This window comes from Corallococcus sp. EGB (assembly GCF_019968905.1).
Taxonomy (GTDB): Bacteria; Myxococcota; Myxococcia; order Myxococcales; family Myxococcaceae; genus Corallococcus.
In genome coordinates, this window is sequence record NZ_CP079946.1 from 6,687,901 (window position 1) to 6,707,578 (window position 19,678).

At 70.9% G+C, this 19,678-nt stretch carries 12 protein-coding genes; 7 read left to right on the forward strand and 5 right to left on the reverse strand.

What is annotated here, in order from left to right:
• Positions 1-2,358, reverse strand: a complete 2,358-nt coding sequence (gene pbpC, locus KYK13_RS27380; protein ID WP_223635348.1) for a penicillin-binding protein 1C — start codon at positions 2,356-2,358, stop codon at positions 1-3.
• A 6-nt stretch (positions 2,359-2,364) separates the two neighbouring features.
• Positions 2,365-8,070, reverse strand: coding sequence for an alpha-2-macroglobulin (locus KYK13_RS27385; RefSeq protein WP_223635351.1), 5,706 nt, complete (start codon positions 8,068-8,070; stop codon positions 2,365-2,367).
• A 268-nt stretch (positions 8,071-8,338) separates the two neighbouring features.
• Here KYK13_RS27385 and KYK13_RS27390 point away from each other — a divergent pair, with 268 nt between their 5' ends.
• The 4 genes from KYK13_RS27390 to sthA all read left to right on the forward strand — a co-directional run bounded on the left by KYK13_RS27390 (position 8,339) and on the right by sthA (position 11,697).
• Entirely contained in the window at positions 8,339-9,085 is a 747-nt protein-coding gene (locus KYK13_RS27390; RefSeq protein WP_223635354.1) for an RNA methyltransferase, read from the forward strand.
• Between the two features lie 98 nt (positions 9,086-9,183).
• Positions 9,184-9,411, forward strand: coding sequence for a hypothetical protein (locus tag KYK13_RS27395; RefSeq protein ID WP_370645171.1), 228 nt, complete (start codon positions 9,184-9,186; stop codon positions 9,409-9,411).
• Positions 9,412-9,453: 42 nt separating this feature from the next.
• Positions 9,454-10,248 carry a pseudouridine synthase gene (locus KYK13_RS27400; protein ID WP_223635357.1) on the forward strand — a complete coding sequence of 265 codons (795 nt, stop codon included), beginning with the start codon at positions 9,454-9,456 and terminating at the stop codon, positions 10,246-10,248.
• 45 nt (positions 10,249-10,293) lie between these two features.
• On the forward strand, positions 10,294-11,697 hold the full coding sequence (sthA, locus tag KYK13_RS27405; protein ID WP_223635360.1) for a Si-specific NAD(P)(+) transhydrogenase: 1,404 nt from the start codon (positions 10,294-10,296) through the stop codon (positions 11,695-11,697).
• Positions 11,698-11,715: 18 nt separating this feature from the next.
• On the opposite strand, the gene KYK13_RS27410 is transcribed toward sthA, so the two are convergent.
• Complete coding sequence (locus KYK13_RS27410) at positions 11,716-12,054, reverse strand: hypothetical protein (RefSeq protein WP_223635363.1); 339 nt, start codon at positions 12,052-12,054, stop codon at positions 11,716-11,718.
• 10 nt (positions 12,055-12,064) lie between these two features.
• Entirely contained in the window at positions 12,065-12,427 is a 363-nt protein-coding gene (locus tag KYK13_RS27415; protein WP_223635366.1) for a nuclear transport factor 2 family protein, read from the reverse strand.
• A 156-nt stretch (positions 12,428-12,583) separates the two neighbouring features.
• On the opposite strand from KYK13_RS27415, the gene fusA reads away from it, so the two are divergent.
• From fusA to KYK13_RS27430, 3 genes are all read left to right on the forward strand, one after another.
• A complete protein-coding gene (gene fusA / locus KYK13_RS27420) occupies positions 12,584-14,701 on the forward strand; it encodes an elongation factor G (RefSeq protein WP_223635369.1) in 2,118 nt (705 codons plus the stop codon).
• Positions 14,702-14,804: 103 nt separating this feature from the next.
• Positions 14,805-16,742 (forward strand): ABC-F family ATP-binding cassette domain-containing protein, encoded by a 1,938-nt coding sequence (locus KYK13_RS27425; RefSeq protein ID WP_223635372.1) that lies wholly within the window; start codon positions 14,805-14,807, stop codon positions 16,740-16,742.
• Between the two features lie 111 nt (positions 16,743-16,853).
• Positions 16,854-17,768: a flagellar motor protein MotB gene (locus KYK13_RS27430; protein WP_223635375.1), complete on the forward strand. Its 915-nt coding sequence runs from the start codon at positions 16,854-16,856 to the stop codon at positions 17,766-17,768.
• 12 nt (positions 17,769-17,780) lie between these two features.
• On the opposite strand, the gene KYK13_RS27435 is transcribed toward KYK13_RS27430, so the two are convergent.
• A complete protein-coding gene (locus KYK13_RS27435) occupies positions 17,781-19,676 on the reverse strand; it encodes an OPT family oligopeptide transporter (RefSeq protein ID WP_223635378.1) in 1,896 nt (631 codons plus the stop codon).
• Between the last annotated feature and the right edge of the window lie 2 nt (positions 19,677-19,678).

A 19,678-nucleotide genomic window follows, 5' to 3' on the forward strand; every position in this document is an offset into this window, starting at 1 on the left:
CTACTGCCGCTCGCGCACCACCAGCGTGCGGCGGGCGGTGAGGCCGCGGTCGTCGGTGACGAGGATGTCGTGCGTGCCCACGCTCGGCTTCCACCACAGGCGCTCCGCGGCCCTCGCCGTTCCCAGGACGGCTCCGTCCACGAACCACGTCAGCTCGCGGTCGTGCGCGGCCTCCGCCTCCAGCGGCACCTTCTGCGCCTCCGCGTCCAGGCCGGGGATGAGCAGCGCCACCTGGCCCTCGGGGGGCGAGAGGATGACGGGCGTGTCCCGCTCTCCGCCCACGACGCAGCCGGGCGCCATGGGCGGAGGCTCCGGCAACTGGCGCTGCTGCTCCGCCAACCACCGGCGCAGGCTGGACGGCCAGGTCAGGTACACGCGCCACTCCGTGCGGCGCCCCTCGCGGCAGCCCGGGCCCACCGCCAGCCCCGAGGCCACGTCCACCTCCACGCGGTGATGGTACGGACAGGGCGCCGTGGGCACCGCCGTGCGGACCGCGTCCACCTTCTTGCGCTGCGTGCACGCGTCCGTGGGCAGGTGCCCCGAGTACGCGCACACCTCCACGCCCACCAGGTCCTTGGGCGGCGCCGCGTCCTCCTCCTGCAACGCCGTGCCTCGCGGCCCGATGCCCTCCAGGATGTCGAAGAGCAGCGGCGCCGCGTTCTCCGCGCCCACCAGGTGCACGCTGGAGGCATGGTCGAAGTTGCCCAGCCACACCACCGCCGTGTGCTTCGGCCCGGAGCCCGCTGCCCAGGCGTCCCGGTTGCCGAAGCTCGTGCCCGTCTTCCAGTGCACCCGCGCAGGCAGCCCCGTGAGCCGCCGCCGCTCCGGGAAGTCCGGCCGGTCCCTCAGTGACAGCGCCTGCCGCGTCAGCCACGCCGCTCCCGGGGACATCAGCGAATAGGGCTTCCGCGGGGGCGCGTCCTCCTGCAGCACGCGCAGGGGCCTCGCCTTCCCGTCCCCCGCCAGCGCCAGGTACACGCCCGCGAGCTCCAGCGGCGTGACCTCCAGCCCTCCCACCGCCGCGGACAGGCCGTAGTGCCCCGCCCTGGGGTCCAGGCTGGTGACGCCCGCGCCTCGCAGCGCCCCCAGGAAGCTCTCGACGCCGAGCCGCTCCAGGAGCCGCACGAAGGGCAGGTTCAAGGACTGCGACAGCGCGTACTGCATCCGCACGAGCCCCAGGAAGCGCCCGTCGAAGTTGCGCGGCTGGTAGCCGCCGTACGCCACCGGGATGTCCGGCACCAGCGTCTCCGGCCCCACCAGCCCCTGGTCGATGCCCATCGCATACAGCAGCGGCTTGAGCGCCGACCCCGGCGAGCGCGGCGTGGCGAAGCCGATGATCTGCCCGCCGTTCTTCTCGTCGAAGAAGTCGAAGTTGCCCACCAGCGCGCGCACGTCGCCGGACTCCCGGTCCAGCACCACCACCGCGCCGTTGTGGATGCCCTGCCGCTCCAGCCTCCGGGCCGCGTCCCCCAGCGTGCGCTCCACGAAGCGCTGCGTGCCCGCGTCCAGCGTCGTCGCGAGCCACGTCGTCCCCGGCCGCTTGGCCTTGAGCCACACCGCCGCGTGCGGCGCCTCGCGGGGGAAAGGCTTCAACACCTCCGGCACCAGCGTCTCCCGCACCTCCGCCAGCACCGTCTCGTCCGACACCCCATCCACCTTCAGGCCGCCGGACTCCAGCAGGCGCCGGGCGATGTCATCCCGGGCCGAGCGCAGGCGGTCCCGGTTCTCCGGCGACGGGAAGCGCCGGTTCGGGTTCTGCGGCACCGCCAGCAGCGTGGAGATCTCCGCCGGGCTGAGGTGCTGCGCCGTGTGCCCGAAGTACGCGAGTGCCGCCGCCTCCACGCCCTCCACGTTGCGCCCGTAGGGCACGAACTGGAGGTACGCATCCAACAGCTCCTGCTTCGACAGCCGCAGCTCCAGCTGCGCGGCCCGGAACGACTCAATCACCTTCGAGGAGAACGTGCGGGGACGGGGCTCCAGCACGCGCACCAGCTGCATCGTCAACGTGGACGCCCCCGACACCCGGCGGCCCCGGCTCAGGTTGAGCCCCAGGGCGCGCAGGGCCGCGAGCGGATCCACGCCCGGGTGCCGGAAGTACCGCTTGTCCTCCAGCGCCACCAGGGCCCGGAGGTAGGCCCGGTCGATGCGGTCCTTCGGCGCGGGCATGCGCCACCGCTCGTCCGGCGCGAGGAAGACATACGCGGGCGCCCCGTCCCGGTACGCCATCACCACCGAGGGGGGCGCCGCCAACCGCTCCGGCAGCGGCACCCACCAGGCCGCCAGCAGGGCCGTGCCCATGAGCACGAGCCCCGCCAGCGCCACCCCCACCCACCCCTTCTTGATGCGAACGCGAAGCATGGAGCCCTAGAGCAGGTCGTCCTTCCAGGGGCCCACCACCTGCACCGTGCCCGCCGCTTCACGGGCCCAGAGCGAGGAGTCGTACATCGCCTCGGCGTCCGCGGACGGCAGCGTGAACGAACCCGCCGTCACCGCGCGCACCGCGTAGACGAGCTTCTTCGTCTCGCCCGCGGCCAGCGCGCCGAACGCTTCCATGCGGTCATCGCGCACGTTCACGTAGTCCGGCGCCCAGAGCGAATCCGCGTCCACCCAGTCCACGCTGCCACCGCGCCCCAGGCGGGCGTTTTCAATCTCCCAGCCCGCGGGCAGCCGGTCCACGAGCGCGATGTTCTGCACGCGCTCGCCCGTGGTGTTGGTCACCGCCAGCTCCACGTAGATGAGGTCCGCCAGCTTCACCGGCCTGGCCTTCAGGTCCAGCGAGGTGCCGTCCAGAGAGCGCCAGGTGCGCTTGAGCGCCAGGCCATGCCCGCCCGCCTTCACCTCCGGCGTGGTGCGCACGCCCTCGCTGTTGAGGATGAGGTACACGTTGCCTCCGCCCTTCTCCTTCAGGTCCAGCGACACACTGGCGCGCTCGCTGGCGCGGGCCAGCGCCCACGTGCGGTCCGACACGCGCGCGTCCTTCTCCGCGACGGGCGTCACCGTCTTGCCCGCCACCGTGAGCGTGGGCGGCGTGAAGCTGGTGGCCGAGTCCTGCAGCCGCTTGCCCAGGCCGGTGATGCCCCAGACCAGCTCCTGCGTCGAGTAGTACGCCGACGTGCGGGCCTGAAGCGCCGTCGCCACCATGCGCGCCAGGGGCTCGCCCTCCGGCGCGGCGCCGAAGAGGTCCTGGAACGTGCTCAGCATCAGGCCGCGGCGGCGCCGGTCCGAGTAGAACGACCAGCTGTTCTTCCGCTCGTCGGTGACGTTGGACACGTCCGGGTCGCGCAGGTCGCTCTCGTAGCGCCGGTCACCCGACAGCCACAGCGCGGCCTTGAGCAGGTAGAGGTCCTCCTTCTCTTCGCCGGTGAGCGCCCGCTTCTTCGCCTCCGCCTCCAGGCCGTTCACCATGGCCAGCGCGCGCGCCTTGCGCCCCTTGCCCGCGACCGCGAGCACGTAGTGCATGTACGGCTCGGCGTGTTGGTCGGAGTGGCCGTCCTGCGCCACGCGCCCTTCCGTGCGGGTGAGCTCGTCGCCCATCCACGCGATGGCGCTGTCCAGCCGGTCCTCCGGCACGGGGTACTTCAGCTTGCGCGCGTCCAGCAGCATGTGCGTCGCGTAGGCCGTGCCCCAGGCCACCGGCTCCGTGTTGCCCGGCCAGTACGCGAAGCCGCCCGACGCCGTCTGCATGGACAGCACCCGGTTGATGCCCGACTGCACCATGTCCGGCACCTTCGACGTGGACACCAGCGTGGGGTCCACGCGCTCCACCAGCTCGCTCACGAAGAGCAGGGGCCGCGTGGAGGACGTCGTCTGCTCGATGCAGCCGTAGGGGTAGCGCACCAGGTACGAGAGGTGCTGGAACGACTTCGCGTACGGATTGTTCGTCACCCACACGGTGGTGCGCTCCGTGGTGGGCACCCAGCCCTGGAGCAGGGCCTTCACGTCCGTGGTGCCCTGCGCCAGCTCCACCTGCTGGATGCGGCGCTCGCGCGGGCCCGCGGGCGCCAGCGGCACGTCCAGCTGTTCGCGCGACGTGTAGCCACCGCCCTCCACCGTCACCGTCAGCCGCGCCGCGCCCACCGACTGCACCGCGCGGCCCTGGAAGACGAAGGTGCGCGACTTGCCATCCTCCAGCTTCGCGCGGCCCTCGCTCTTGCCCTTGAGCTCCAGGGGCGACCCGAGGCCCTCCGGCATCACGAGCCCCGGCACCGCCAGCGCCTCCGAGGTCAGCGTCACCTTCACGTCCTGCGCCTTGCCGGACAGGTTGGTGACGAAGACGGGGATCTGGATGTCGTCGTTCTGGGTGAGGAAGCGCGGCAGCGTCGTCTGGAGCACCAGCGGGTCGCGCACCAGCACCTGCGCGCTGGCCCGGCCGATGCGCTTGTTGCCCGCCGTCACCACCATCACCCGCACCGCGCCCCGGTACTGCGGCAGCTTGAAGGGCACGCGCAGCTTGCCGCTCGCGGGCACCTCCACCACGCCGCTCCACAGGGCCACCGGCTTCACGGGCTGCACGCGGCCCTCGGCGCCGCCCTCGTCACCGCCCGTGGAGCTGGAGTTGCCGCCCGGGGGCACCAGGAGCGCCCAGCCCACGGTCTCGTAGGTGTCCACGCCCAGCGCGCGCCGGGTGAAGACCTCCTTGAGCGGATCCGGGCTCTGGAAGCGCGTGAGGGACAGGATGCCCTCGTCCACCACCGCCACGGTGGCGAAGGTGGGGCCCTCCACGCCCTCCACCGTCACGTCCACGGTGAGCGTGTCGTTGGAGCGGACCTCCTTGGGCACCGAGAGGGAGACGGCCTGCGTGTAGTCCACCGGCTCCAGCGAGATGCTGCCCACGCCGAACGCGCGGTCCGGCATGAAGGCCTGGGCGGATTCCAGGTGCGGATCCTTCACCAGGAACGCGCTCACGTAAACGTTGGGCGCGTACTCCTTCGGCGTGAAGCTCCAGGTGACCTCGCCCGGCTCCACCTGCTTCCAGCCCGTGGCGATGACCCGGTCCGTCTCCACCGTGAAGAGGACGCGGCCCCGGTAGGGCGCCTTCGTCTTCACCGTGAGGGCCTCGCCCACCCGGCCCTTCGCGGGCAGGGACAGCTCCAGCGCCGTGGGCTTCGCGGGCCGCGGCGTCTGGTCCACGCGCGAGCCCTCGCCCCACCAGTAGTAGCGGCCGTCGCCCTCCACGGTGAGGTCCGTCTGGGTGTTGCCCGCGCGGGCGCGCACCAGGTAGCCCGCGCCGTCGCGGCCCGGCAGCACGTTGGCGCTGAAGCGGCCGCTCTCCACCTTCGCCGTCACCACGCCCTCGCGCTGCGGGCGCAGGTAGCGCTGGTAGCGCTCGTAGCCGGAGTCCTCGTCGTAGTAGTAGCCGTAGTTCTCCTCGAGCAGCAGGTACTCCAGCTCCACCGTCTTGGGCGCCCTGGCGCCGGTGAGCAGCTCGCCGTTCCAGTCCACCACCACGCCGGACACGGTGAAGGGCGTGTTGGCCTTCGCCTTCTGCGTGCTGGCCTGGAGGCCCAGGTAGAACGCCTCCGGGTGCACCGGCACCGTGGCCTCGCCGATGGTGGAGCGGCCGCTGCCGGACTCGAAGACGCTGGCCACGGCGGACAGCCGCGCCGCGCTCTTGATGGGGCCGGACTGCGGCTGCGCCGGGCACTCAAGGAGCACCTGTCCCTTGGCGTCCAGCGTCCCCTTCACCTGGCCCAGCGTGATGGAGCGGGGCGTGCCGCCCTCCTGCCGCCAGAGGCCGTAGGTGTACTGGCTGTTCTGCTTCGGCGCGAAGACGACGGGGTCCAGGCGGCACGTCAGCTCCACCTCGCTGCCTTCCGCCGAGCCGCCGAAGAGGTACGCCGCCTCCACGCCCACCGGGATGGGCGTGCCCTGCTGGTAGCCCGGCTCCTTCGCGGAGGCCGTCACCTTCATGCGCTCCGGGACGAACTCCTCCACGCTGAAGCCGTAGGAGGCCACGTCGCGGTCCGCCACCTTCAGGCGCACGGAGTAGCGGCCCGTGTCCTGGAACGCCGCGAACGGCTGATCCAACGCGATGACGCCCGCCGCGTTCGTCTTCAGCGTCTCCTTGCGGATCTCCCGCTCGCGCGAGTCGATGACGCGCACCTCCACCGGCATGCCCACGGGCGGCGCCAGGTAGTCCTGGCCGCGCAGCACCGCCGCCACGTGCGCGGTGTCACCGGGGCGGTACACGCCGCGGTCGGACCAGATGGACGCGCGGTAGGGTTGCTCCGCGCGGTACGGCTCGCCCTGCACGTCCGAGTTGGCGATCTCCGTCTTGAGTTCGTCGTACTTGAGGTAGGTGAGCTCCTCGCCCCTGCGCGCCACCAGCGCGAACGGCTGGCTCGAGTCCACGCCCGGCGCGGGCACCTTGAGCTGGCAGCCGGCCTCGCCCTGCGTGGTGCAGCGGGCCACCACCTGCCCGCTCTTCTTCACCAGCGTCACCTCCACGCCGCCCAGCGGCTCCGTGCTCTCCAGGCCCAGCGCCCAGACCCAGACCTCGCCCGAGTCCTGCGAGCCCGGCGCCGGCCCCCCGCGCTTGGCGACGAGGCTCAGGTCGGTGAGCAGGATGCGCGCGGCGGCGCGGTAGTCGCCGTTGCGCACGTTCACCTCCACCAGGCCGCGCGTATTCGCGGGCACCAGGGAGGCCACGTCGACGTACGTGGTGAGCAGCGTGTCGGGCGTCGCCTTCAGCGGGAGCGTCTTCTCCACCAGGACGTTGCTCGTCCGCTCGTCGGCGTTCTCCTGGTACTCCTGGCTCATCCAATAGACGAGGTTCTCCGGCGGCACGTTGCGCACCGTGAGCGAGACCTCCTTCAGGTTGAGGTGTTGCAGGGGCAGGTTGCGCCATGCGCTGCGCGGCAGGTAGCGGCCGTTGGCGTTGAAGCGCACCTGGGCCTGGCGGGCGGGCACGGAGATGCCGCGCGACCAGGTGCCCATCAGCGTGCCGCCGCCCTCGGACACCGTGCCCTGCGCGAGGGTGAGCGTGTACGGCCCGCGCTTGAAGTCACCGAAGATGCGGAAGCCGCGGCGCGACGGGGCCACGGAGAACTTCACCTTCGGCTTGATGCGGATGGCCTCCTGGGCCATGGCGTCGCTCAGCGAGCAGCCCCGGTTGTCGTTGTCGTAGTAGTAGGAGTCCCACTCCTCGTCGGTGGGGCTGGGCGACGCGTCCGACTCCACGTCGCGGCAGCTCACCTCCACGTAGAAGCCGTTGGTCCCCTCGTCCAGCTTCATGAAGGTGATGTCCATCCGCTTTCCGCTGTCGAGCGGCAGGTCGGCGGTGGCCGCGGGGGCCGCGGGGGCGTTGCTGGAGCCCGCTGGCGTCAGGCCCGCGCCCAGTGCGTAGCGCACGGTCGCCCCGGCCTTGAGCTTCGGGTGGGTGAGGACCACCGCCAGCGAGTTGCGGCGATTGGCGGGGGTGCTCCACTTCACGTCGGAGAGGACGGTCTCTCCCAGCTTGAACGTGGAGCGCGAGCGCACGGCGGCCAGGTCCACCGGGCCGGTGAAGTCCACGTTCAGCTCCACCTGCCCCTTCACCAGGTCCATGCGCGTGGGGGACAGCTGGGCGAACTTGAAGGCGAAGGTGGTGAAGTTGTAGCGCCACTCGCGCGGCGAAGGGGGCTTGAGCACGCCTGCGGCGGTGTTCACCTGCTCCACCGACACCGTGTACGTGACGCCCGCCTGGAAGCCGGACGTCGGCGTGAAGAGCAGCGAGGCCGGCCCGGTCCACCGGAGGCTCCCGGGCACCTCCGGCGACACGGTGACGACCGTGCCCTCCAGGGACTCGTAGCGGGGGCGCACCGGCAGGGCGAATTCAATGGTGACGCCCGTGGGCAGCGCGTTCTCGCTGGCCACTTCGTGGATGAAGGGCATCACCGCCGGGGCCTGGGACGTCTGGGGCTCGGACGGCGGCGTGGACGTATCCGGGGCCTGCGGCGTCGCGACCGGCTTCGGGGCTTCGGGCTGCTGCGGGCAGCCGGCGGCGAGCGCGCCCACGAGCAACGCCGACAGCAGCCAGCGGGCACGGGGTGCGCGCGCGGCCTTCGGCGGGACAGCGGACTGCGGGGACATGTTTCCTCCAGGGGGTGGCGGCGGAACCGATTTCATGCCGCGTGCCGCGCGTGGGTCCTCGGAGGCGCACGGGAAGTGCGGCCCGGCGACCACGTGCCGGCGCTCCCCCTTGCGCGTCCGCGGGCCCACAGGGTGTCCGGGCAGCCACACTCGCGGGTGGCTTGCGGACGCGCGGGACGCGGGATTTCGCGGTGCAGACTGGCGGTGAGACACCGCGGCGGTCAACTGGGGTCCCGCTCCAAGCACCGGGGCGGTAGGGTGCGCCGCCATGGTGCTGCCCGTCCGATTCGTCCTCATGCGCCCGCGCAACGCGGAGAACCTGGGCGCCGCCGCCCGCGCCCTGAAGAACTGCGGCCTGTCCGACTGGGCATGGGTGACGCCGGAGGTGGAGGACCTGGGCCCGGCCCACCGGCTCGCGGTGCACGCGGAGGATGTGCTGGGTGGGGTGAAGCGCCCGGACTCGCTGGACGCGGCGGTGTCCGACTGCGTCTGGGTGGTGGGCACCAGCTCCCGGAAGGTGGAGGGAAAGCGCCGCCTGTCTCCCCGCGCCGTGGGGGAGGAATTGGTGGCGCGGGCGAAGCAGGGGCCGGTGGCGCTCGTCTTCGGGGACGAGCGCAGCGGCCTCACCAACGCGGAGGTGGAGCGCTGCCACGACCTGTCCGCGGTGCCCACCGCGCCGGAGCAGCCCTCCATCAACCTGGCGCAGGCGGTGCTGCTCTACGCCTATGAGGTTCGCATGGCCCACCTCGCGGACACCGCGCCGCCGCCGGGCCCCCTGCCCCTGGCCGCCACGGACGCGGAGCTCGCCCGCGTGGAGGCGACGCTGGAGGCGCTCCTGAGCGCGGGCCGATTCCTCGTGGATGAGAAGCCCGGGCGCACGGCGGTGCGGGACCTGGTGGCGCCGCTGCGCCGCTCCCGGCTCACGCGCAACGAGGCCCGGCTCTGGCTGGCCGCGCTGCACACCGTGCGCAAGCACATCCCCGGCGGCGGCGGACCGCCCCCGGACGAGACCTGAGCAGGCAGGGGGACACCTTTCGTCCCCACGCGCGGCGGGAACCCCGAGCGTCGCTACCTTTCCTTGGACGACCGAATCCTCACGGAAAGGAGCACCGCGTGAACCACATGCCCTACGAATCGATGATCGTGGGAGGCACCGAGCCCGGCCCTGGCCGTCAGGCCCCCCTCTCCGAGGAACCCTGGGAGGAGCCCGGCCGAACGCCCGGCACCGCGGAGGACGGCGGGCTGGAGGAGGAATCCCACCGGATGGCCAACGGCGACGAGCCGGGCCCGACGCCAGGCTCCGCCGAGGGTGACGACCCCGACGAACCGGCCCGCCACTAACTGAGGGCCCCGCCGCCCAAGCGCGGCTACAGTGCCGCGCCCATGGCTCGCAAGTCCGAACGGCCCCCCAAGTCCCCGCCTCGCCCCAACCGCTGGGAGGGCAAGGAGAAGCCGGACTGGCTCTCTCGCGCGCTCGCGCGGGCGGGCGCCATGCCCCAGGACGAGGCGGAGGCCGCCATCAAGGCGGGCCGCGTGACGGTCAACGGCCGCGTGGCGACCACGCCCCTGACGCCCGTGCCGCCCGGCGCCGTCCTCAAGGTGGACGGACTGCCGGTGCGCAAGGAGGCGCCCACGCACGTGCTGGCCTTCCACAAGCCCGCGGGCGTGCTGACCTCCACCGCGCGCCAGCACCGCACGGGCACGGTGTTCGAGCTGCTCCTGCCCCAGCTGCCCCTGGAGCTGAACCGCTTCACCTGGCACGCCGTGGGCCGGCTGGACGTGGACACCACGGGCCTGCTGCTCTTCACCAACGACGACAAGCTGGTGGCCCACTGCACGTCCCCGGAGACGAACCTCCCCAAGCGCTACGTGGCCACGGTCTTCAGCACCGCGGATGACGCGAAGGTGGAGCCGCTGCGACAGGGGATGATGCTGGATGACGGCCCCGCCCGCCCCGCCGCGGTGCGCGTGCGCGACGAGCACACGGTGGAGGTCATCCTCACGGAAGGACGCCACCACCAGGTGAAGCGCATGCTGGGCGCGGTGGGACTGCCCGCCCGGGCGCTCCACCGGGAGGCGGTGGGCGACATCACCCTGGATGACATCCCCGAAGGCGGCTTCCGCCTGCTCACCGAGGAGGAGGTCCGCGAGAAGCTGCACTACACGGGCCGGGACTGACTTCCGGGTGCCCTCGCCCCCCGGGGTGGGGTTAGGGTGCGGTCCATGGCGGACTTCGACCTGGTGGTCATCGGATCAGGCCCCGCGGGGGAATGGGGCGCGGTGCAGGCCTCGCTCGCGGGCAAGCGGGTGGCGGTGGTGGAGCGGGAGCCGGTGCTCGGAGGCACCGCGGCCAACACCGGCACCCTTCCCTCCAAGACGCTGCGCGAGACGGCGCTGCACCTCTCCGGCTTCAGGGCGCGCGGCCTCTACAGCGTGGACGCGACGCTGCGCCATGAGGCCACCGTCTCCGACTTCCTCTTCCGCGAGCGCCGCGTGAAGCAGATGGAGCGCGAGCGCATCCACAGGAACCTCCAGCGCCACGGCGTGACGGTGTTCCAGGGCACCGGCTCCTTCGTGGACGCGCACACCGTCGCGGTGAAGCACGACGGCACGGAGTACACCCGGCTCACCGCCGGCACGGTCCTCATCGCCACCGGCTCCAGCCCGTACCGCCCGCCGATGTACCCCTTCGGGGATCCGCGCGTGCACGACTCGGATGAAATCCTGGACATCACCACCCTGCCCCGCACGCTGGTGGTGGTGGGCGGCGGCGTCATCGGCTGCGAGTACGCGAGCATGTTCGCCGCGATGGGCATCCCGGTGACGCTGGTGGAGGTGAAGAACGAGCTCCTGTCGTTCCTGGACCGGGAGATTGGCGAGCTCTTGCGCGAGTGCATGGACACGCTGGGCGTGCGGCTGCGCCTGGGGCAGACGGTGGAGTCCGTGCACGTGCCGGAGTCCTCCTCCGAGCCCATCCGCCTGAAGCTGTCCACCGGCGAGGTGCTGGAGACGGATCAGGTGCTGGTCGCCTCCGGCCGCACCTCGAACACCGCGGGCCTGGGCCTCGAGGCGCTGGGCGTGAAGCAGGGCAAGCGCGGCCAGATCGAGGTGGGCCTCGCGTACCAGACGGCCGTCCCGCACATCTACGCGGTGGGGGACGTCATCGGCTTCCCCGCCCTGGCCTCCACGTCCATGGAGCAGGCCCGCATCGCGGTGGAGCACGCGTTCGGCCCGGGCAAGCGCACGCTCACGCCCATCCTGCCCTACGGCATCTACACCATCCCGGAGGTGTCCATGGCCGGCGAGACGGAGGAGTCCCTGCGCACGCGCGGCATCCCCTACGTCGTGGGCCGCGCCGACTTCGACACCAACCCGCGCGGGCAGATCATCGGGGAGAAGCAGGGCCTCCTGAAGCTGCTCTTCCACCGCGACGACATGAAGCTGTTGGGCGTGCACGTGCTGGGCGAGCAGGCCTCGGAGCTGGTGCACGTGGGGCTCACCGCGATGCTCACCGGCTCCACCGCGCAGCTCTTCGTGGAGACCTGCTTCAACTACCCGACGCTGTCGGAGGCCTATAAGGCCGCCACCTACGACGCGTTGGATCAGGTCCGCGTGAGCAGCGCCTGATCCACCGGCCCGCGTCCGTCAGCGCGAATCCTTGAGGCTGCCCACCGTGAGGCCCGACTCGCGGGGGGCCGCCCGGTTCACCCCGTCCGCGGACACGCGGGCCAGCGGGGGCGCGGCGGCGGGCGCCGGGGCCTTGGGGGCCACAGCCTTGGGAGCAGCCCCCTTGGAGGCGCCGCTCTGCCCCGGAGCGCCCTGGAGCAGCTCCCGGATGCGCGCCCAGCGGACCTTCTCCTCGGCCATCAGCCGCACCAGCTCCTCGCGGGCGGAGGCATCCGGCAGATCCGACGCGGCCGCCGCCACCTTGTCCATGAAGGGCACCAGGTATCCGAAGTCCCGGTCGAAATTGGAGGTCGCCATGGCGGGCACCTTAGCCGTGGTAGACGCGCGACGCGACGATGCGCCCGCCCTTCACCTCCAGCACCTCCGCCACGGGCATGGGGGCCTCGTTGGGGGCGTGCCGCAGGTACTCCATGAACACCCGGTCCCCGTCCGCCGTGAGGGCCGTCTCCTCGTAGCGCAGGCCCGGCAGCCGGGCGATGGCGTCCCTCCACCACCGCTCCAGGGCCGGCCGGCCCACCAGGCGCCCGCCCGTCTCCGGGTGCAGGACGCGAATCTTCGGCGAGGTGTGTGTTGCATCCTCCGCGTACAGCGCCACGAGGGCGGTGATGTCGTGGGCGTTGAAGGCCTGCAGCCAGGCCCGGGCCAGGGAGAAGTTTTCGCTCGCGCTCATTGTTATGAGACCTCAGTCGGAACAGGGCGGTGCAACGTAGGCGGATGTACGCCCATCGTCATGCGGATTTGTCTGGTAACTGGGTCCTGTGGGAAGTAAGGGCCCCGCCTGCTCTGTTCCCTCAGGCAATTTTTTCAATCGAAGAAGGACCGGATCGTGGCCTCCAACGTACCCATCGAGAAGATTCGTAACATCGGTATCTCCGCCCACATCGACTCGGGCAAGACCACTCTGTCCGAGCGCATCCTGTTCTATACGGGCAAGATCCACGAGATCCACGAGGTCCGCGGCAAGGACGGCGTGGGCGCGGTCATGGACTCGATGGACCTGGAGCGTGAGAAGGGCATCACGATCCAGTCCGCCGCCACGTACGCGATGTGGGGCGACTACAACATCAACCTCATCGACACGCCGGGACACGTGGACTTCACCATCGAGGTGGAGCGCGCGCTCCGCGTTCTCGACGGCGCCATCCTGGTGCTCTGCTCCGTGTCGGGCGTGCAGTCGCAGTCCATCACGGTGGACCGCCAGATGAAGCGCTACCGCGTTCCGCGCATCGCGTTCGTCAACAAGATGGACCGCTCTGGCGCGAACTACGACCGCGTCGCCGGCCAGCTGAAGGAGAAGCTGGGCCACCACCCCGTGAAGCTCCAGTACCCCATCGGCGCGGAGGACCGCTTCCAGGGCCTCATCGACCTCATCTCGATGAAGGCGTACTACTTCGACGGTGAGAGCGGCGAGACCGTGCGCGAGGAGGCCATTCCGGCGGAGATGCTGGACGAGGCCAAGCTGCGCCGTGACGAGATGCTCGAGGGCGTCGCCAACGTGGACGACGAGCTGGGCGAGGCGTTCCTCATGGACGCCGCCAGCATCACCGAGGAGCAGCTGCGCGCCGCCATCCGCCGCGCCACCATCGCGCTGAAGATGACGCCGGTGATGTGCGGCTCCGCGTACAAGAACAAGGGCGTGCAGCTGCTGCTCAACGCGGTGTGCAGCTACCTGCCCAACCCGAAGGAAGCCACCAACGAGGCGCTGGACCAGAAGAACAACGAGGCCAAGGTCATCCTGGAGTCGGATCCGACCAAGCCCTTCGTGGGTCTCGCGTTCAAGCTGGAGGATGGCCGCTACGGGCAGCTGACGTACATGCGCGTCTACCAGGGCAAGGTCGCCAAGGGTGACTTCATCATCAACCAGGTGAACCAGAAGAAGGTCAAGGTTCCGCGCATCGTCCGCATGCACGCGTCGGAAATGCACGACGTGAACGAGGCCACCGCGGGCGACATCGTGGCGCTCTTCGGCATCGAGTGCGCCTCCGGCGACACGTTCACCGACGGCACCGTGCAGTACACGATGACGTCCATGTTCGTGCCGGACGCGGTCATCTCGCTGGCGGTGACGCCGAAGAACCGCGACACGCTGGCCAACTTCTCCAAGGCGCTCAACCGCTTCAACAAGGAAGACCCCACCTTCCGCGTGCGCCGCGACGAGGAGTCCGGCCAGACGATCATCTCCGGCATGGGTGAGCTCCACCTGGAGATCTACATCGAGCGCATGAAGCGCGAGTACAACTGCGAGGTGGTGGCCGGCAAGCCGCAGGTGGCCTACCGCGAGACCATCTCCCAGAAGGGCGAGTTCGCCTACACGCACAAGAAGCAGACCGGTGGTTCGGGTCAGTTCGCGCGCGTGTGCGGCTACGTGGAGCCCCTGCCCGCGGACGCGGTGCAGCAGTACGAGTTCGTGGACGACATCGTCGGTGGCTCCATCCCGCGCGAGTTCATCCCCGCGTGCGACAAGGGCTTCCAGGAGGCCGTGAAGAAGGGCAGCCTCATCGGCTTCCCCGTGGTGGGTCTGCGCGTGGTCATCAACGACGGCGCGTTCCACGCGGTGGACTCGTCCGAGCAGGCGTTCAAGACGGCCGCCATCATGGGCTTCCGCGAGGGCTACGCCGCCGCCAAGCCCATCATCCTGGAGCCCATGATGAAGGTGGAGGTCCAGGCGCCGGAGGACTTCCAGGGTTCCGTCGTCGGCCAGCTGAACCAGCGCCGCGGCACCATCCTGGAGACGAGCACCGCCGAGGGCTACGTGACGGCCGTCGCGGAGGTGCCGCTCAACACGATGTTCGGCTACTCCACGGACCTGCGCTCCGCCACCCAGGGCAAGGGCGAGTTCTCCATGGAGTTCTCCAAGTACTCGCCGGTCCCGCGCAACGAGGCGGAGGCCCTGATGGCGCAGTACAAGGAGAAGCAGGCTGCGGAGCAGGCTGCCCGCAAGTAGTCCGGGTGCCCGTGCCGCACTGGCTGTAGGAAGGGCGCTCCCCGCTTCAAGTGGGGGGCGCCCTTTCGCTTTTCCCCGTCCCCCTTTCGAAAGGTTCCTTCCCGTGACGCTGCTTCGCGCCGCCAACGTCCAGCTCGCCTTCGGCAGCCGCACCGTCTTCGAGGGCCTCACCTTCACCATCGAGGAGGGCGAGCGCGTGGGCCTGGTCGGCGTCAACGGCTCCGGCAAGTCGTCGCTGCTGAAGATCCTCGCCGGCGCGGCGAAGCCGGACCTGGGTGAGCTGCAGCTGCGCCGGGGCGCGCGCGTCACCTACCTGCCCCAGGAGCCGGAGTTCCCCGAAGGCGCCACCGTGGCGAGCGAGCTCGCCGTGTCACAGGCGCCGCTGAAGGAGGCGCTGGCCGCGCACGCGGAGCTGTCACGCAGGCTGGAGGCGGACCCCGCGAACGCCACCCCGAAGATGCTGGAGCAGCTGTCCGCCCTGAGCGACCGCATCGAACAGGCCGGCGGCTGGGACACCGAGCACCACGCGAAGACGCTGCTCGACAGGCTGGGCGTGAAGGACTGGGACCGGCCCGTGGCGCAGCTGTCCGGAGGCCTGCGCAAGCGCGTGGCCATTGCCCGCGCGCTGCTCACGCGCCCGGACCTGCTCTTGTTGGACGAGCCCACCAACCACCTGGACGCGGACACCGTGGACTGGCTGGAGGACGAGCTGGACAAGCTGCCCGGGGCGCTGCTGCTCGTCACGCACGACCGCTACTTCCTGGACGGCCTGGTGGACCGCATCGTCGAAATCCAGCCCGGCGGGGGCCTGGTCTCCTACCCCGGCAACTACGCGGCCTACGTGGAGCAGAAGCTCGTCGCCCAGCAGAACGCGGAGGTCGCGGAGCACAAGCGCGAGCGCTGGATTGCCCAGGAGGTCGCGTGGCTGCGCAAGGGCGTGGAGGCGCGGCGCACCAAGAGCAAGGCGCGCATCGAGCGGGCGCAGAAGCTGCTGGCGGAGAAGGGCTTCCAGCGCCCCAAGGTGGCGGACCTGCGCGTCGCGGCGGCGCCCCGGCTGGGGCACACCGTGATTGAAGCGGAAGGGCTGACGAAGTCCTTCGGTGACCGCAAGGTGTTGAACGGCGTGGACTTCCGGCTCCAGCGCGGCGAGCGCGTGGGCTTCCTCGGCCCCAACGGCGTGGGCAAGACGACGTTCCTGCGCGTGATGCTGGGAGAGCTGCCCGCGGACGGCGGCAAGCTCGTCATCGGGAAGAACACGAAGGTCGCCTACTACGATCAGCAGCGCGCGCAGCTGGACCCCGAGCAGACGGTGTACGACGCGGCCTCGCAGGGCGAGGACCACGTGGAGCTGGGCGACCGCAAGGTGCACCTGCGCGACTACCTGGACGACCTGCTCTTCCCGGTGCCCATGCAGCGCATGAAGGTGGGCGCGCTGTCCGGCGGCGAGCGCAACCGGCTGCTGCTGGCGCGGCTCTTCCTGGAAGGCGCCAACGTGCTGGTGCTGGACGAGCCCACCAACGACCTGGACATCGTCACGCTCAACATCCTGGAGCGGCTGCTCCTGGACTTCGCCGGCAGCGTGCTGCTGGTGACGCACGACCGGTACTTCCTCGACAAGGTGGCCACCGCCATCCTCTCCTTCGACGGCGAGGGCAGGGTCACCCGCTACGAGGGCAACTACGAGATGTACAAGCGGCTGAAGGAACAGTCGCAGGCCGCCGCCCTCAAGGCCGCGCCGACGAAGAAGGATGAAGCCCGCAGGGACGAGCCCCGCGACGAGCCCGCCGCGAAGCCCGCGCCGAAGAAGCCCGGGAAGCTCTCCTACAAGGACCAGCGCGAGCTGGACGGCATGGAGGCCACCATCGAGGCCGCGGAGAAGCGCAAGGCGGAGCTGGAGGCCCAGCTGGCCGACCCCGCCGTCTACAGCACCGGCTCCAAGGTGGCGGAAGTGAACCAGGCGCTGGAGGCCACCACCGCGGAAGTGGATCGGCTCTATGCGCGATGGCAGGAATTGCAGGACCTGGCGGCCGGGACCGTCTGAGTTGTCAGGCTATTCCGTGCGGCAACCCACAATCTGCTGCACTCCGTGCATGATTTTCGGGCCGGGGGACTCTGGCTAGAGTCCGCGTCCTTCCGCCTCGGGAGTCTTCACGTGTTCCGTCCGGCCTCGGTCCTCGCCGCTGCCCTGCTGTCCCTCCCCTTCTGCGCCCACGCCCTGGAAAGCGGCCCCAAGCGCCCGCTGCCCGTGTTCGACCTGCAGCGGCTGCGCCTGGACACGGCGGCGCTGGGCTCGCTGGTGGTGGGCACGGGCCGAACGCTGGCGCCGGGCCAGCTGCGGGTGTCGCTGAACTACCAATACGAACAGCTGCCCCTGCACTTCCAGACGCGCTGGGAGCCCGGCGAGGGCACGGGCCTGGTGGAGAACAAGATGACCGCCCACCTGACGGTGGGCTTCGGCGTGCTGTCCTGGCTGGACGTGGGCGCCGAGCTGCCCTTCATCCTGACCCAGGGAGGAAAGCCCACGCTGGAGTACTACGGGCCAAACTCCGGGGGGCTCGCCACGCCGTGGCTGAACGCCCGGGCGGCGCTGCTGCGCCAGTCGAAGGGCGCCCCCATCAACCTGGCGGTGGCGCTGACGGCGGGCCTGCCCGTGGGCAGCCGCGCGGCGCTGGCGCACGATGACTACGCGTGGCAGCCGCGGCTGCAGGTGGGCTACGTGGGCGAGGGCTTCCAGGTGGGCGGCGAGGCCGGCGTGTTCCTGCGCAAGCGCGAGGACCTGGGCCCCGTGTCCTACGATCCGCGCGACATCGTGGGCAACGAGCTGCGCCTGGGCGCCACGGTGACGTCGCTCCACGGCGAGACGACGCGCGGCGAGGTGAGCGTGCTCGCCGGCATCCCGCTGGACGGGGGCCGGGTGGGCGCGGAGCTGCTCATCGCCATCCGCCGCCATGCCCTGTCCCACCTGGACCTGTACGTGATGGGCGGCCCGGGCGTGGGCGCGGGGCTCGACACGCCCACCTTCCGCTTCGTCGCGGGCGCGTCCTTCGCCACCAGCAAGGTGGACTGAGGCGCCCGTCGCCTACTTCGGCATCTTGCCGAAGGCCTTCAACATCGCGATGGCGATGCCCAGCAGGCTTTCGCCCGCGATGAAGCCGGAGGAGACGGGCAGCACCGCCGCCTCCGCGAGCTTCGGCTTCACGCGCTTGAGCAGCGCCGCCAGCGCCGCGCCCACGAAGAGGCTGATGGAGCTGGAGCCGGGGATGACCATGGCCAGCCCCAGGCCGGACGCGGTGGGGATGAAGGCCTTCACCTTCGGGTGGGCCCAGCGCTCCAGCAGCACCAGCACGATGCCCAGCAGCGCCCCGCCCAGGGCGCCCACGCGCGCGGTGGGGTGCAGCGCGGACATGCCGGAGGCGAGCATCTTCGACACGCCGGCCCACACCATGGACGAGGGCGCGGGGAACTGCTCGGAGCCCAGCACGTCCGCGGTGGGCACCAGCAGGTTGAAGATGGGCACCACCACCACGGCGCCCGCGACGACGCCGAAGAGCTGCGCGAAGAACTGCTGACGCGGGGACGCGCCCAACAGCCACCCGGACTTGAGGTCCGTGAGCAGGTCCGCCGAGTGCAGCCCCACGCCGCCCGTGGCGTTGGCGCTCATCACGTTGGCGGGGATGTTGCCCGGAGCCAGGCCGCCGAACAGGAGCTGCGTCACGGGGCCCAGCGCCTTGGTGGGCGTGGTGTCCGTCTCGCCCGTCACGCGCGACGCGACGACACCCATCACCACCGCCAGGGGCAGCGCGAGCACGCCCGCCCACCAGGGAATCTGGAACAGCCAGGCCATGAGGAAGACGGCCACCGGCCCCAGCAGCGCGAAGCCCAGCGGGAACCACGCCGGCGGGCACTCGATGTCCGCCAGCGGATCCGCGTCCGCGCCCTCCCGGGGCTTCTTGCCCACCAGCGAGCCCAGCGCGGAGAACGAGCGCACCACGCTCTTCCACTGGAAGGCGAAGGACAGCAGGCCGGAGGACACCAGCACCGCGGAGCCCGTCCACAGGGACCAGCCATTGATGGCCTTGTACGTCACCTCCGGGATGACGCCCCGGGTGAACATGGCCGGCGCCAGGAAGCCGTAGTTGAGGATGGCGCCCAGGAGCATGGACCAGCCGGTGCGGAAGCTGACCAGCGCGCCCGCGCCCACGAGCAGCAGGCTGAAGTCGATGGACAGGGACCACTTGCCCGCCTCGCGGCCGAGGATGGTTAACGGCAGGCTCACCTTGTCCGGCAGGTTCTTGAGCCACGTGAAGCGCGCGTCGCGCACCAGCACCAGGAGCGCGCCCACCAGCCCCGCGAGCCCCAACAGCCGCGCCTTGCCGCGGGCCGCCTCGCCGTGGCCATGCAGGGCGCGGATGGTCTCCGCGGTGGCGGTGCCGGTGGGGAACGGGAGCGCTTCGATGTTGATGAGCTGGCGCTTGATGGGGATGGCCGCGAAGACGCCCAGCGCGGAGATGACCGCGAACCACAGCATCAGCCAGCCGGAGGACGGCAGCGTGCCGGTGAGCATCAGCAGCGCGGGCACCGCGGCCATGTTGCCGCCGCCCGTCATGTAGCCCGCGGCGGACGCCACGGAGCCCATGGCGTTGTTCTCCAGGTCGGTGAACTCCGTGCGCAGCACCTTGAGCGAGCGCAGCGTGCCGAACACCGCGAAGGCCAGGATGCACGCGGTGATGGTGACGCCCAGGCTCCAGCCCGTCTTGAGGACGACGTAGAGGTTGGACAGGCACATCACCGCGCCAATGAGCATCCCGGCGATGACGGCGCGCACGGTGAGCTGCCGCGCGCCGCCCTGGTAGACGTGCTCCCGCCAGTACAGCTCCGGATCCACGGCCGCGGAGGCGCCGGGAGGCTCGGGGACGGCGCCGGGGTCGGGCGGGGGGACGCGGAGCTGGGTGGGGTTCGGGACGGGAGGAACCATGG

Excerpts from the sequence above, each read along its gene's own strand:
- KYK13_RS27385 (WP_223635351.1), bottom strand. The coding sequence starts at position 8,070 with ATGTCCCCGCAGTCCGCTGTCCCGCCGAAGGCCGCGCGCGCACCCCGT.
- KYK13_RS27435 (WP_223635378.1), bottom strand. The coding sequence starts at position 19,676 with ATGGTTCCTCCCGTCCCGAACCCCACCCAGCTCCGCGTCCCCCCGCCC.
- KYK13_RS27400 (WP_223635357.1), top strand. The coding sequence starts at position 9,454 with ATGGCTCGCAAGTCCGAACGGCCCCCCAAGTCCCCGCCTCGCCCCAAC.
- pbpC (WP_223635348.1), bottom strand. The coding sequence starts at position 2,358 with ATGCTTCGCGTTCGCATCAAGAAGGGGTGGGTGGGGGTGGCGCTGGCG.
- KYK13_RS27410 (WP_223635363.1), bottom strand. The coding sequence starts at position 12,054 with ATGGCGACCTCCAATTTCGACCGGGACTTCGGATACCTGGTGCCCTTC.
- KYK13_RS27415 (WP_223635366.1), bottom strand. The coding sequence starts at position 12,427 with ATGAGCGCGAGCGAAAACTTCTCCCTGGCCCGGGCCTGGCTGCAGGCC.
- sthA (WP_223635360.1), top strand. The coding sequence starts at position 10,294 with ATGGCGGACTTCGACCTGGTGGTCATCGGATCAGGCCCCGCGGGGGAA.
- KYK13_RS27390 (WP_223635354.1), top strand. The coding sequence starts at position 8,339 with ATGGTGCTGCCCGTCCGATTCGTCCTCATGCGCCCGCGCAACGCGGAG.